This is a genomic window from Polaromonas naphthalenivorans CJ2 (assembly GCF_000015505.1).
GTDB classification, from domain to species: domain Bacteria; phylum Pseudomonadota; class Gammaproteobacteria; order Burkholderiales; family Burkholderiaceae_C; genus Polaromonas; species Polaromonas naphthalenivorans.
Genome location: NC_008781.1, coordinates 1317754 through 1331043, shown reverse-complemented (window position 1 = coordinate 1331043; position 13290 = coordinate 1317754). Strand labels below are relative to the sequence as shown.

Annotated in this window: 12 protein-coding genes; 6 read left to right on the top strand and 6 right to left on the bottom strand. The window is 64.2% G+C overall.

Features of this window, described 5'->3' with window-relative positions:
- Nucleotides 1-2: 2 nt before the first annotated feature.
- The 5 genes from PNAP_RS06200 to PNAP_RS06180 all read right to left on the bottom strand — a co-directional run bounded on the left by PNAP_RS06200 (nt 3) and on the right by PNAP_RS06180 (nt 5831).
- Nucleotides 3-1460, bottom strand: a complete 1458-nt coding sequence (locus tag PNAP_RS06200; RefSeq protein WP_011800646.1) for an extracellular catalytic domain type 2 short-chain-length polyhydroxyalkanoate depolymerase — start codon at nt 1458-1460, stop codon at nt 3-5.
- A 125-nt stretch (nt 1461-1585) separates the two neighbouring features.
- Nucleotides 1586-2599 (bottom strand): Bug family tripartite tricarboxylate transporter substrate binding protein, encoded by a 1014-nt coding sequence (locus PNAP_RS06195; RefSeq protein WP_011800645.1) that lies wholly within the window; start codon nt 2597-2599, stop codon nt 1586-1588.
- Between the two features lie 40 nt (nt 2600-2639).
- The gene (locus PNAP_RS06190) at nt 2640-4142 is read right to left on the bottom strand and encodes a tripartite tricarboxylate transporter permease (RefSeq protein WP_041376564.1); all 1503 of its coding nucleotides are present in this window, start codon (nt 4140-4142) and stop codon (nt 2640-2642) included.
- An 11-nt stretch (nt 4143-4153) separates the two neighbouring features.
- Nucleotides 4154-4666 carry a tripartite tricarboxylate transporter TctB family protein gene (locus tag PNAP_RS06185; RefSeq protein WP_011800643.1) on the bottom strand — a complete coding sequence of 171 codons (513 nt, stop codon included), beginning with the start codon at nt 4664-4666 and terminating at the stop codon, nt 4154-4156.
- A gap of 205 nt (nt 4667-4871) precedes the next feature.
- Nucleotides 4872-5831 (bottom strand): Bug family tripartite tricarboxylate transporter substrate binding protein, encoded by a 960-nt coding sequence (locus PNAP_RS06180; protein WP_011800642.1) that lies wholly within the window; start codon nt 5829-5831, stop codon nt 4872-4874.
- A gap of 98 nt (nt 5832-5929) precedes the next feature.
- Between PNAP_RS06180 and PNAP_RS06175 the strand changes: the two genes are divergently transcribed.
- From PNAP_RS06175 to PNAP_RS06150, 6 genes are all read left to right on the top strand, one after another.
- Nucleotides 5930-6622, top strand: a complete 693-nt coding sequence (locus PNAP_RS06175; protein ID WP_011800641.1) for a response regulator transcription factor — start codon at nt 5930-5932, stop codon at nt 6620-6622.
- A gap of 86 nt (nt 6623-6708) precedes the next feature.
- A complete protein-coding gene (locus tag PNAP_RS06170) occupies nt 6709-8058 on the top strand; it encodes a sensor histidine kinase (RefSeq protein WP_232290796.1) in 1350 nt (449 codons plus the stop codon).
- Complete coding sequence (locus PNAP_RS06165; RefSeq protein WP_011800639.1) at nt 8059-8475, top strand: RNA-binding S4 domain-containing protein; 417 nt, start codon at nt 8059-8061, stop codon at nt 8473-8475.
- Between the two features lie 114 nt (nt 8476-8589).
- Entirely contained in the window at nt 8590-9696 is a 1107-nt protein-coding gene (locus PNAP_RS06160; RefSeq protein WP_011800638.1) for an S-(hydroxymethyl)glutathione dehydrogenase/class III alcohol dehydrogenase, read from the top strand.
- Between the two features lie 62 nt (nt 9697-9758).
- Nucleotides 9759-10619 (top strand): S-formylglutathione hydrolase, encoded by an 861-nt coding sequence (fghA, locus tag PNAP_RS06155; protein WP_011800637.1) that lies wholly within the window; start codon nt 9759-9761, stop codon nt 10617-10619.
- Between the two features lie 36 nt (nt 10620-10655).
- On the top strand, nt 10656-12365 hold the full coding sequence (locus PNAP_RS06150; RefSeq protein ID WP_011800636.1) for a phosphoethanolamine transferase: 1710 nt from the start codon (nt 10656-10658) through the stop codon (nt 12363-12365).
- Between the two features lie 34 nt (nt 12366-12399).
- Here PNAP_RS06150 and PNAP_RS06145 read toward each other — a convergent pair whose 3' ends face one another.
- Entirely contained in the window at nt 12400-13005 is a 606-nt protein-coding gene (locus tag PNAP_RS06145; protein WP_041376563.1) for a hypothetical protein, read from the bottom strand.
- Nucleotides 13006-13290 lie beyond the last annotated feature (285 nt).

Genomic DNA, 13290 nt, shown 5'->3' with positions numbered 1-13290 from the left:
CGTCAGGAGCAGGTGCCAATCACGTAGTAATTGCTGCCCGTCATCTTCAGCGTCGTGCTGGCGTAGATATTCCACAAGCCCATGTACTGGCCAGAGCCGTTGGCATAGGTGTAGCCACCGAGCACATACGCGCGTCCTGCCATGGTGTGCGCGTAGTTGGACGCGGTGTAGCAGGTCGCCGTGGGCGGCGGTGTTCCCGTGGTGGTGCCCGCAGCAGCGGTGGACGCCACGCTTTGCGCGTTGCTGCCGTCCACCGCCGTGACGGTCCAGCTGTAGGTGGTGGCAGCGGCCAGGCCCGTGTCGCCGTAGCTGGTTGCGGTCACCGGCAGGGCATTGGTCTTGCTGGCGTTGCGATAGACGTTATAGCTGGCGGCGCCCGTCACGGCATTCCAGCTGATGGTCATGCTGCTGGCCGTTGCATTGGAGGTGGCAACCCCGGTCGGTGCGGGCAGCGCGGCCGGAGGCGGCGTGGTGCCGCCTGCGGAAACCTGGTCCACCATGGCCTTGATCGCGGCCATCTGCGGGCCGGACTTTTTGGCGTAGCTGGCGTTGTCGTAACCCCACCAGTCCCAGCAGCTGTTGGTGGCCTGGGTGCTGGTCTGCGGATAGATCATCACCAGGTTGTTGCTGTCGGCCCAGCGGTTGTAGCCGGTGTTGCGCACGTACTGCTGCTGCACCAGCGTGACGTTTTGCTGGCAGCCGTGCAGCACCACATGCACGCGGCACTGGCTGCCCGCCGTGCAGGCTTGCGGAATGTAGGCCCAGCCGGTGGGCGCCATGCCGTGGCCGGTGATGAACTGGCTCTGGTTGAATTCCACGAAGTTGCCAGCGGCCAGCGTGCCGCTGTTGCGCGGGTTCAGGGTGCCGTAGAAATGCGCCAGCATCGCGCCGGCCAGGTCGAAATTGCAGTCGTTGATGTAGGGCGAGCCCTTGGTCGAACAGGTGCTGCCGTAGTCGTCGGTGATCATGGCGTGCTCGGCGGCGATGTCCTTTTTATAGACCACGTTGGCAGCCGGCACAAAGCTGTTGTAGTAGGTCTTGAGCGCATCCATCACGCCCGTCTTGACGGTGCTGTCGATGGAGCCTGAAAACAGGTACACCTTTGAACTCTGAAGATTCACCACCGGGTCGATGATGCCCTGGCTGGCCCAGCTGTTGGTGGTGCTGACCAGCGTGCTGGTGGGGATGCCTGCGGGACTGGCCATGCAGCGCCCGGTGGCATTCACGATGGAGCCCTCGGCGCAGTAGAACGGCCCGCCGGCGACGATGCCGGCGCCTTTTGCGAAGGTCGCGGAATACGCCACATGCAGTTGCGCCGCCATGAAGCCGCCGGACGAAAGTCCTGAGACGGTGGTCTGCGTGGTGTCAATGTTGAGTTGGGGCAGATTGACGGCAGCCTGTGCCGCACCGCCCAAGAGTGCCGCTACTGCGGCAAAAGTACTTAAAAACCTGGATGTCATCTCGGTTGTCTCCTGTCATTTTTTTAAATAAAACGAATAGGGCCTCCATGTTTCCAGAGGTTTTCAGTACTTCCCTTGCCGGGGAAAAATTACCGGCGCCAAGGGCTTTGCCCGGTGCGCCCGGTTCAGGCTTTGAGCTTGAGCAGGTAGGTCATCACCCGCGAAGTGGTCAGGTCCAGGTCGATGAAGTTGGTGAAGCCGGGGCCTGCCAGCCAGGACGATTCCCAGTGGTTTTGCTTCAGCGTTTTTTGCCACGACTCGTGGGTGATGGCGAGCTTCATGGCCTCGACCATCCCGGCCTGACGGGCGGCGCTGACGCCCTGGCCGGTGAACACGCCGCGCCAGTTGGCCATGTCGGCATCAATGCCCTGCTCGCGGATGGCGGGAATGCCAAACATCGAGCGCTTGGACGACACGCCGATGGCGCGCAGCTTGCCACTGGCGAGTTGCTCGCTGAATTCGCTGTAGCCGGAAATGCCGGCGACGGCCTTGCCGCCCAGCACCGCCTGCACCACCTCGGCGCCGCCCGCAAAGGGCAGGTAAACCAGTTCCTCCGGGCTGGTGCGGGAGCCGCGGGTGAACACGCCCGCGAACACATGGTCCACGCCGCCGGCCGAGCCACCGGCAATCGGCACCTCTTTCGGGTTGGCGCGCATGCGCCCGGCCAGGTCGCCGACGTTGCGAATCGGCGAGCTGGCCGCCACCACCATCACCAGGTAATCGCTGGTCAGGCGGGCGATGGGCTGGATGCGGCTCATGTCCACCGCCGGCTTTTGCAGCGCCACCGCCCCCACCATGACCATGCCGCCCATCAGCAGCGTGTTGGGGTCGTTGCTGTATTTGTCGGCGTAATAGGCCAGCCCGACGGTGCCGCCCTTGCCGCCCTTGTTTTCATACTCGATCTCATCGGCCGCGCCTGAACCGAGCAAGGCCGTGCCCAGCGCGCGGCCGGTCTGGTCCCAGCCGCCCCCGGCATTGGCCGGGATCACGATGCGCAGCCGGGGCGCCAGCTTGAGCGCATTGGCATTGGGCGCTGCACTGGCGACGGATTTGGCCGTCTGCGCCCATAGCGGTGTAACCCCACCCAGTGCGGCGATGGCCAGCCCGCCCAAAACGCTGCGTCGTTGAGTTTTCAGCATGATGTCTCCTGGTTTTTTTAGAGGCTTGTTGCCCACAAAATCATGCCAAAGCCTTGCGCGCCACCCAGCGCTTGGCCAGGCGTGGCAGCACCAATATCGCCACCACCACCACGATCAGGATCAGCGACACCGGGCGCTGGATGAACACCATCGCGCTGCCCTCGCCAATCGACATCGCATTGCGCAGCTGCGCCTCGGCCAGAGGCCCGAGGATCATGCCGACCACGACCGGCGCGGTCGGAAAGTCGAAGCGCCGCATGACCACGCCCAGCACGCCAATGCCGTACAGCAGGAACAGATCAAACGCGCTCTGGCGCATGCCATACACACCGACGGTGGCGAAAATCAAGATGCCGGCGTAGAGGTAAGGCTTGGGGATTTTCAGCAGCTTGACCCACAGGCCGACCAGCGGCAAGTTGAGCACCAGCAGCATCACGTTGCCGATGTAGAGCGAGGCAATCAAGGCCCAGACCAGCGACGAGGAGGTCGTGAACAGCTGCGGGCCGGGCTGGATACCGTAGTTCTGGAAGGCGCCCAGCAAAATCGCCGTGGTGTTCGAGGTCGGAATGCCCAGCGTCAGCAGCGGAATCATGGCCGCCGTTACGGTGGCATTGTTGGCAGCTTCCGGGCCGGCCACGCCTTCAATCGCGCCGGCCTTGCCGAACTCGGCGCGGTCTTCTGGCTTGGCCATCTTCTTTTCGGTGGCATAACTCAGAAAGGTCGGAATCTCGGTGCCGCCGGCCGGAATGCAGCCAAAAGGCACGCCAATGGCCGCGCCGCGCAGCCAGGCAGGCCAGGAACGGCGCCAGTCCCTTTTCGTCATGTGAACCCGGCTCAGCTTGTTCTGCGACTCGACAATGCGGCCTTCGTACAGCACTGCGTACATGGCTTCGGCCACGGCAAACAGGCCCACGGCGACCAGCACGATTTCAATGCCGTCGAGCAGTTCGGGAACACCGCCGGTGTAGCGCGCCTGGGCCGAAATCTGGTCCAGCCCGACCAGGCCCGCGGCCAGCCCGACAAACAGCGCCGTCATGCCGCGCACAGTGCTTTTGCCCAGCACCGCGCTCACGGTGGTGAAGGCCAGCAGCATCAGCATGAAGTATTCGGGCGGTCCCAGCTTGACGGCCAGGTCAGCCACGATGGGCGCAAACAGCGTGACCATCACCGTGGCAATCGAGCCGGCGACAAAGGAGCCGATGGCCGCCGTTGCCAGCGCCGCCCCGGCCCGGCCGCTCTTGGCCATCCGGTTGCCTTCCATGGCGGTGACCATGCTGGCCGTTTCCCCCGGCGTATTGAGCAGGATGGACGTGGTCGAGCCGCCGTACATGGCGCCGTAATAAATGCCGGCGAAAAAGATCATCGACGCCGTGGCCTCGACCTTGACGGTGATCGGCAGCAGCATGGCCACCGCCACGGCCGGGCCAATGCCGGGCAGCACGCCAATGGCGGTTCCCAGGGCGCAGCCGACAAAACACCAGATCAGGTTGATGGGCGTGGCTGCGGTGGCAAAGCCCTGCAGCAGCTGGTTGAAAATATCCATGAGTGCCTGGCTTAAAGCCATCCAGTTGAGGTGAGTCCTGGCAGGTTGATGGCCAGGAATTGCGTGAACATCCAGTAAACGGGGGCCGCGATGGCCATGCCGATCAGCACGTCTTTCAGCCAGGCCACGGGTCGCCTGTCCGGGCGGCCCTCGGCGCTTTGCAGGCCCTGAACCGCCAGCACAAAGCACAAGGTGCAGCTGAAGATAAAACCGATGGTTGTGATCAGTGCGGCATTGGCCAGCAAGCCGGCCGACATCCACGCAAAGCCGGTCCAGTACGGCGCGGGACCGTCGCCGGCATCGTCCATGGCGCGAAAACCGCCGGTCCGGGATTCCCAGACGATGAAGCCGCCGCAGACCAGCAGCGACAGGGAAACCATCCAGGGCAGAAAGTTCGGGCCGACGCCGCCGTAGCCGGAAGCCGACGGAATGCTGAACGCACCCACGGCCAGCCCCAGGCCGATCAGCACGACGCCCAAGCCGACCAGCGTCTGCAGCAGGAAGGGATTTTTTTGTTGTGTCATGGATTTTTACCTTCTGATCTCATTTCCCCGCCGCACGGCGCCGTCATACCCGCGCAGAGCCTGCCCTCGACCTGATCGGGTGCGGGTATCCAGTGCGGTGGTTCAATAAGCGTTGCGCCTGGGTAGTGCGGCTGGATTCCCGCCTGCGCGGGAATGACGGGAAGTTATTTGTTTGCCAAGTCCTGAATACCTGCCAGGACAGGCCTCAGACCATGCCGGACTTGACCATGGTGGCGCGCAGGGCGGCAAAGTCGTCATCGACGAATTTCTCGAAGGCCGGGCCGGTCAGCACGGCGGGCGTCCAGTTGTTTTTCTCGGACGCTTCGATCCAGGTTTTGGACTTCAGGGCCACGAGGATCATGTCGGTCAGCGCCTGGCGTTGCGCCGGCGTGATGCCCGGCGCGCCATACACGCCGCGCCAGTTGCCGATCACGACATTGATGCCCTGCTCCTTGAGCGTCGGGACATTCACCCCCTTCAGGCGCGCCTCTGAAGTGACGGCCAGCGCCTTCATCTTGCCGGTGTTGATGTATTCGGCGAACTCGCTGTAGCCGCTGCCGCCCACCGTCACGTTGCCGCCCAGCACGGCGGCCGTGGCTTCGCCGCCGCCCCGGAAAGCGACGTAGTTGATCTTGGCCGGATCAACGCCGACTTCACGCGCAATCATGGCCGCTGCGATGTGCTCGGTGGAGCCGCGCGAGCCGCCGCCCCATTTCACGCTGCCGGGGTCTTTCTTGAGCTGCTCGATCACTTCCTTCATGGACTTGAAGGGCGAGCTGGCCGGCACCACGAACACGTTGTATTCGCTCGACAGGCGGGCAATCGGCGTGGCCTGGCTCAGGCTGACCGGCGGCTTGCCGGTGATCAGGCCGCCCAGCATGACCGCGCCCATCACCATGATGGCGTTGGGGTCGCCCTTGCTGCCATTGACGAACTGCGCCAGGCCCAGGGCGCCGGCGGCGCCGCCCTTGTTGTCATAGCTCACGGTGGCCGCCGCGCCGGAATCGGTCAAGGCCTTGCCCAGGGCGCGGCCGGTGGTGTCCCAGCCGCCGCCCGGATTGGCCGGAATCATCATCTTGACATTGGCGGCGGCAAAAGCCGACAGCGGGAAGCTACCTGCAGCCGCCAGGGCCGCCATGGATTTCAAAAAAGTGTCGCGACGCATGGATGTCTCCTTGTAGTGGTGTCAACACCTTGATGATGCGCGCCGTGGCTGTCAAGTGGCTGTCCTGAAACCTAGGGGAAAGTGCTAATGTCCAAGCCATGACCTTGACCCTGAAACTGCTGCTGATTGAAGATGATGCCTCCATGCAAACCGCCCTGCAGCGCGCCCTGAGCCGGCGCGGCATCGACGTGTGCGCCTGCACCGACGGCCGGCTGGCCGTGGCGCAATGGACGGCGGCCCAGCCCGACGTGGTGGTGCTAGACCTCAGCCTGCCCGGGCTGGACGGCCTGCAGGTGCTGGAGCAGGCGCGCCGCCAGGGGCTGGCCACGCCGGTGCTGATCCTGACGGCGCGCGGCACCGTGGGCGACCGCATCATCGGGCTCAATACCGGCGCCGACGACTACCTGCCCAAGCCCTTCGATCTGGACGAGTTGGAGGCCCGGCTGCGCGCCCTGAGCCGCCGCCGCCCTTCTTCAAGCACCGAATCAGCCTCTACCGCTTATCTGGCGGGAACACTTCGCTATGAAAAAGAGAGTGGCGCGATCTACCACCAGGGCCTGGTGCTGGAACTCACGCCGCGCGAGCTGGCGCTGCTGCAGGCGCTCATCGTCAAGCCCGGCCATGCGGTGTCCAAGGAACGGTTGTTCGAACTGGTGTTTCCGGGCGAAGCCGAGGTGCAGTACGAGGCGGTCGAAGTCGTGGTGTACCGGCTGCGCAAAAAACTGCTGGGCACCGGCGTCAAGCTGGTCACGCTGCGCGGCCTGGGCTACTTGCTGAAGGTGGATGCGTGAATCATGAAGTGAAAAGCGTGGGGGCCATCTCACTCAGGCGTTATCTTTTGATCGGCATTCTTTTGCCGGTCGGCCTGCTCGTCATCATGAACACCGTGGGCTTGTACCAGCAGGCCTTCAGCGCCATCAACACCGCCTACGACCGCACCTTGCTGGCCTCGGCCAAGTCGATTGGCGAGCAGCTCGACGTGACCGGCTACGACGAACAGTCCACGCTACGCGTCACCGTTCCCTACGCCGCGCTGGAAGCCTTCGAGGCCGACAACCAGAGCCGGCTTTTCTACCGCGTGTCCAGCCTGGGCGGCGACATGGTGTCGGGTTTCAGGGAGCTGCCTTTCTGGCGCGGCCGCATCCAGGCCAGGCCGCCGTATGCGGCGCTGGTGGATTTTTACGACGATGTTTACCAGGGCGAAGCAGTCCGCGTGGCGGTGCTGCTGCAGCCCGTTGCCAGCGGCACGGGGCGCGGCATGGCCGTCATCCAGGTCGCCGAAACCCTGGAGCTGCGCACCACGCTGGCGCGCAAGATACTGGTTGACACGCTGTGGCGCCAGGCCCTGCTGCTGGCCGTGATTGCGCTGGTGGTGGTGATCGTGGTGCAGCGCGCCACCCGCCCGGTGCGCCGCCTCAGCGCCGAGTTGCAGGCCCGCCCCGAAGGCGACCTGACGCCCATCAGCGCGCGCGATGCACCGCGCGAGTTGCTGCCGCTGGTCGAGGCCACCAACGAGGTCATGGGCCGCCTGCAGCATCTGCTGGAGAACCAGAAACGCTTTGTGCGCGACACCGCCCACCAGTTGCGCACCCCGCTGGCAGTGCTCAAAGTGCAGGTGCAGTCGGCCCTGCGCGGCGACATGGACGCGCACGAAGCGCTGGCCGACATCAGCCAGACCGTGGACCGCGCCACGCTGCTGGCCAACCAGATGCTGGCCCTGGCCAAGGTCGAGCAGTTGCGCCAGCAGCCCGAGCAGCAGGCCATCGACCTGGCGCAAGTGGTGCGCCAGGTGGCGCTCGATGTGTCGCCGCTGATTGCCGAAAAGGACATTGACTTCAGCATCGAGACGCAGCCCGCCCGGGTTCAGGCGCATGAATGGATGCTGGGCGAGCTGACGCGCAACCTGCTGCACAACGCCATCAGGCACACGCCGCCGGGCGGCACGCTGACGGTGCGCACCGTGTGCGATGCCAGCCACGCGACCTTGAGCGTCAGCGACAGCGGCCCCGGCATTGCGGCCGAACTGGCGGCGCGCCTGTACCAGCCGTTTTCAGCCGGCAATGTGCACCACGGCTCCGGGCTGGGCCTGGCGATCTGCCGGGAAATCGTGCAGGCGCTGGACGGCAGCATTGCACTGGAAAATCGGCATGGTCATGGTGGGGTGATGGGCCTGGACGCCACGGTGCGCCTGCCGCTGGTCCAAAATAAGACTACAGGAGGATATTGAATGGATAAATTGCGTATCGACAAATGGCTCTGGGCCGCCCGGTTCTACAAGACGCGTTCACTGGCGGTCGAGGAAATCGACAAGGGACGGGTTCGCATCAATGACCTGGAAGCCAAGCCGTCGCGCGAGGTCAAGGCCGGCGACACCGTGACGCTCAGGCAGGGGCCGCTCACCCGCACGCTGCTGGTGCGCGGCATCAGCAGCCAGCGCGGGGCGGCGCCGGTGGCGCATCAGCTGTATGAGGAAACCCAGGAAAGCCTGGCGCTCAAGGCCCAGGCCGCCGAACAGCGGCACCTGGCCAGCGACCCGGCCAGCAGCCTGGAGCATGGCAGGCCGACCAAGCGCGACCGCCGCAGCATGGACAAGGCGCAAGGCAATGGCTGGGGCAGCCGCTGGAGCGCATCGACCGACCGATAGACCGACCGATAGCCCTTTCAATATCGGTCGGAGCAGCCCCTGGCGGCACGGTGCGGCGGGCCTGGCTTATAGTGCATCTCCTCATCGTTCATCCTGCGCGCAAGCCCCAAACCCATGAAAACCAAAGCCGCCGTCGCCTGGAAATCAGGCCAGCCCCTGACCATTGAAACCGTTGACCTCGAAGGCCCGAAGTTCGGCGAGGTGCTGGTCGAGATCAAGGCCACCGGCATCTGCCACACCGACTACTACACGCTCTCGGGCGCCGACCCGGAAGGCATCTTCCCGGCCATCCTCGGCCATGAAGGCGCGGGCATCGTGGTCGATGTCGGCCCCGGCGTGACCTCGCTGCAAAAAGGCGACCATGTCATTCCGCTCTACACGCCCGAATGCCGCCAGTGCAAGTTCTGCCTGTCGCGCAAGACCAATCTGTGCCAGCTGATTCGCGGCACCCAGGGCAAGGGCCTGATGCCCGACGCCACCAGCCGCTTCAGCCTGGACGGCCAGCCGATCTTTCACTACATGGGCACCAGCACCTTCAGCAACTACACCGTTGCGCCCGAGATCTCGCTGGCCAAGATCCGCAAGGACGCGCCGTTCGACAAGGTTTGCTACATCGGCTGCGGCGTGACCACCGGCATCGGCGCGGTGATCTTCACGGCCAAGGTCGAGGCTGGCGCGAATGTCGTCGTGTTCGGCCTGGGCGGCATCGGCCTGAATGTGATCCAGGGCGCGAAGATGGTCGGCGCCGACAAGATCATCGGCGTCGATCTGAACCCCGAGCGCGAAGCGATGGCGCGCAAGTTCGGCATGACGCATTTCATCAACCCCAAGGAAGTCGAGAACGTGGTCGATGCGATTGTTCAATTGACCGACGGCGGCGCCGACTACAGCTTCGAGTGCATCGGCAACACCAAGGTCATGCGCCAGGCGCTCGAATGCACGCACAAGGGCTGGGGCCGCTCCATCATCATCGGCGTGGCCGAAGCCGGCGCCGAAATTTCGACCCGGCCGTTCCAGTTGGTCACCGGCCGTAAGTGGGAGGGCTCGGCCTTCGGCGGCGCGCGCGGACGCACCGACGTGCCCAAGATCGTGGACTGGTACATGGAAGGCAAGATCAACATCGACGACCTGATCACGCACACCATGCCGCTCGAAGACATCAACAAGGGGTTTGAGTTGATGAAGCGCGGCGAATCGATTCGCGGCGTCGTGCTTTACTAAGAAAATCAGCCTTCTGCGCATGCTGGATATGCGCAGGCAGCTATCAAATCAGTAGTATCTACATGAATCCCAACTCCTTGACGCTGCTCGGCGAGCACGCCTGCTTTGGCGGCGCGCAGCGCTTTTACCAGCACGAGTCCCTTGAGATCGGCCTGCCGATGAAGTTCTCGGTGTTTTTGCCGCCGCAGGCATCCACAGGCCCGGTGCCCGCCCTGCTCTACCTGGCGGGCCTGACCTGCAACGAGGAAACCTTCATGGCCAAGGCCGGCGCCCAGCGCCTGGCCGCCGAGCTGGGCCTGGCGCTGATCGCGCCCGACACCAGCCCGCGCGGCGCGAAGGTGCCGGGCGAAGCCGACAGCTGGGATTTCGGCGTGGGCGCCGGGTTTTACCTCGACGCGACGCAGGCGCCGTGGTCACGCCACTGGCGCATGGAGAGCTGGATCACCGCTGAATTGCTGCCGGTACTGGCGGACAGGTTGCCGATTGACGCAGGCCGCATCGGCATCTTCGGCCATTCGATGGGCGGCCACGGCGCCTTGACGCTGGCGCTGCGGCACCCTGATCTTTTCAAGTCCGTCTCGGCTTTTGCGCCCATCTGCGCGCCCAGCCAGTGTCCGTGGGGCCGCAAGGCCTTCACCGGCTACCTCGGCACCGACGAATCCGGCTGGCCGGAGCATGACGCCAGCACCCTGATGCAGCGCAGCAAAAGCGCGCCCTACCCCGGCGGTATCCTGATCGACCAGGGCCTGGGCGACAAATTCCTGGCCGAGCAGCTGCATCCCGAACTGTTCGAGGCCGCCTGCGCCTCGGCCGGCCAGCCGCTCACGCTGCGCCGCCATGCGGGCTACGACCACGGCTACTACTTCATCGCCACCTTCATGGATGAGCACCTGAAGCACCACGCCCGCCAGTTGCTGCCTTAAGCGGGAACTAAGCCGGCACTTCTACAATGCCGCGCTATGCTGCTGCGCTCGACCCTTCCCGATCCATCCTCCGCCAAACCCGGCACTCATCCTTCCGGTTTGAACACCGGCATGCGCCCGCTCTGGGTGGTTGTGCTGGCCAGTTTCTGGATCGCCACGGTGTGCAACGTGGCGCTGTGGCGCACGCTGGCGCGCCTGCCTGACCTGAGCAGCGGCCAGGCCATCACCGTCAGCGTCGCCCTGGCGCTGGTGATCGGGCTGGCGACGGCGGGCTTGCTCAGCCTGCTGGCCTGGCGCTGGACGCTCAAGCCGGTGATCATGCTTTTTTGCGTGTCGGCGGCGTTTGGCGCCTACTTCATGCTGGCCTACGGCATCGTCATCGACAAGACCATGATGGTCAACACGCTGCAAACCGACCTGCGCGAGACGCGCGACCTGCTCAACTGGCGCCTGCTGGCCACGGTGCTGGTGCTGGCGGGGCTGCCCTGCGTGCTGCTGTGGCGCCAGCACATCCGGCTGCAAACGTCCACGCGGCAGGCCGTCTCCAACCTGGCAGCCCTGCTGGCCACCTGCGCCCTGCTGGTGCTGGTGCTGGTGCTGTTCTTTCAAAGCCTCGCCTCGGTGATGCGCAACAACACGCAGCTGCGCTACCTGATCAATCCGCTCAATTCCTTCTATGCGCTGGGCTCCATCGCCGCCAGGCCGTTCCAGCGCGACGAGTCCGCCATCCTGCCTTTGGGCACAGACGCCAAACTGGGCGCCAGCTACACGGCGCAGGCCAGGCCGCCGCTGCTGCTGCTGGTGCTGGGCGAGACCGGGCGCAGCGGCAACTTCGCGGTCAACGGCTACGGCCGCCCGACCACGCCCGGGCTGGCCAAGGAGAACATCGCCAGCCAGCGCAACGCCTGGTCGTGCGGCACCAGCACGGCAGCTTCGGTGCCGTGCATGTTTTCAAATTTCGGACGGGCGAACTACGAATCGCGCCCGGCCAATTACGAAGGCCTGATGGATGTGCTGCAGCACGCTGGCCTGGCCGTTCTCTGGCTGGACAACCAGTCGGGCTGCAAGGGCGTCTGCGACCGCATTCCCAATGCCGACACCAGCCAGCTGAAAGTGCCCGGCCTGTGCGATGGCGGCGAATGCTTCGATGAAGTCATGCTGCACGGCCTGGACGAGCGCATCGCCGCCTTGAGCGCCGAGCGCCGGGCCAAAGGCGTGGTAGTGGTGATGCACCAGATGGGCAGCCACGGCCCGGCGTATTTCAAGCGCTCGCCGGCCGCGTTCAAGAAATTCCTGCCCGAATGCACCAACAATTCGCTGCAAAGCTGCGAGCCGCAAGGGCTGGTCAATGCCTACGACAACAGCATCGTGTATACCGACCACCTGCTGACATCAAGCATCCAGTGGCTCAAGGCGCAAGAATCGCAGAACGCGCCTGCCATGCTCTACCTGGCCGACCACGGCGAGTCGCTGGGCGAGAACAACCTCTACCTGCACGGCATGCCCTACAGCGTTGCGCCCGACGTTCAAAAGCGCGTGCCCTGGATCACCTGGCTGTCGCCCGGATTCGAGCAGCGCAGCAAGATCGCCACGGCCTGCCTGCAGCGGCAGCTTGACGCGCCCATCAGCCACGACAATTATTTCCATTCAGTCTTGGGCCTGATGAACGTACAGACCAGCGCTTACCAGCCTGCACTGGATATTTATGCGCACTGCCAGACGGGAGTGCCTCCAGGACAGCCCTGATTTTCCAGCGGGCCTGGCCGTTGGCGAACCCGGATCAGCCCCCCGTCAAGCTGCAATAAGCCCTGCGCGTTTCGGGCGCCACGGACTCGACCAGCTGCTCATAAGAGGTTTTTTGCCGGGCCAGCATGCGGGCAGAAGCGACGGTCTTGGATTTGCAGAACCAGTGGCAGGTATGTTGCAGCAAGAACAGCTCGGCCGACACGGTGAAGGCCTTGGCCTTGGGGCTGCGGTTGGCTTCATTGCGCACCGCGCGGTTGATGCCTTGCGCATGGATGGCCAAGGCCTTGCGAAGGTCAAACGTGGCGGCGGGAAACAGCTTGTCGGCATACGGAATGGCCACGGGCAGTTTGCTGACCCGTGCATCGGCTTCATCGACTTTGGAAAACTCGACGGCAAGGCGGCCGAGCTGGTCGCACAGCGATGCCTCGGTGCTGCCCAGCAGATTGAAGATCTGTTCGCGGCGCGAGCCATCGGCCTCCCCCAGCGCGCGCATGTAGCCGTCCGTCAGCGTTTCCATCAGTTTTTCAATCTGGTATTTCCCGAGATGGCTGCCCAGCAGGGCAATGCGCCGGCTCTGGTACTTCGACTTGAACATGTGAGCGCCAATGGCGACAAACATCGCCAGCATAAAAATATCCATGGGTACGCGTTTTCCGGGAGGATTGAAAGAGGGAATCGAAGCCAAGAGTGTAGTCACCGCTCCAGGACAAAGGCCGGGGTTATCCATGGAGCTTGTTTTGCCGGCGTTGACCTGCACCTGTTGCCCATGACCCGGCGCCCTCAAAACCTCTACAGCCACTACCACGCCCACGTTTACTTCGGACCGGCGACGCTGGCGCAGGCCAGGGCGACAGCAATGCTGAAACTGCTATTGATTAGATAGCTGTCTGCGCTTGCCAGCCGTGCGCAAAAGGCCTTTCTGGCT

Excerpts from the sequence above, each read along its gene's own strand:
- PNAP_RS06200 (WP_011800646.1), bottom strand. The coding sequence starts at position 1,460 with ATGACATCCAGGTTTTTAAGTACTTTTGCCGCAGTAGCGGCACTCTTG.
- PNAP_RS06195 (WP_011800645.1), bottom strand. The coding sequence starts at position 2,599 with ATGCTGAAAACTCAACGACGCAGCGTTTTGGGCGGGCTGGCCATCGCC.
- PNAP_RS06190 (WP_041376564.1), bottom strand. The coding sequence starts at position 4,142 with ATGGATATTTTCAACCAGCTGCTGCAGGGCTTTGCCACCGCAGCCACG.
- PNAP_RS06185 (WP_011800643.1), bottom strand. The coding sequence starts at position 4,666 with ATGACACAACAAAAAAATCCCTTCCTGCTGCAGACGCTGGTCGGCTTG.
- PNAP_RS06180 (WP_011800642.1), bottom strand. The coding sequence starts at position 5,831 with ATGCGTCGCGACACTTTTTTGAAATCCATGGCGGCCCTGGCGGCTGCA.
- PNAP_RS06175 (WP_011800641.1), top strand. The coding sequence starts at position 5,930 with ATGACCTTGACCCTGAAACTGCTGCTGATTGAAGATGATGCCTCCATG.
- PNAP_RS06170 (WP_232290796.1), top strand. The coding sequence starts at position 6,709 with ATGAACACCGTGGGCTTGTACCAGCAGGCCTTCAGCGCCATCAACACC.
- PNAP_RS06165 (WP_011800639.1), top strand. The coding sequence starts at position 8,059 with ATGGATAAATTGCGTATCGACAAATGGCTCTGGGCCGCCCGGTTCTAC.
- PNAP_RS06160 (WP_011800638.1), top strand. The coding sequence starts at position 8,590 with ATGAAAACCAAAGCCGCCGTCGCCTGGAAATCAGGCCAGCCCCTGACC.
- fghA (WP_011800637.1), top strand. The coding sequence starts at position 9,759 with ATGAATCCCAACTCCTTGACGCTGCTCGGCGAGCACGCCTGCTTTGGC.
- PNAP_RS06150 (WP_011800636.1), top strand. The coding sequence starts at position 10,656 with ATGCTGCTGCGCTCGACCCTTCCCGATCCATCCTCCGCCAAACCCGGC.
- PNAP_RS06145 (WP_041376563.1), bottom strand. The coding sequence starts at position 13,005 with ATGGATATTTTTATGCTGGCGATGTTTGTCGCCATTGGCGCTCACATG.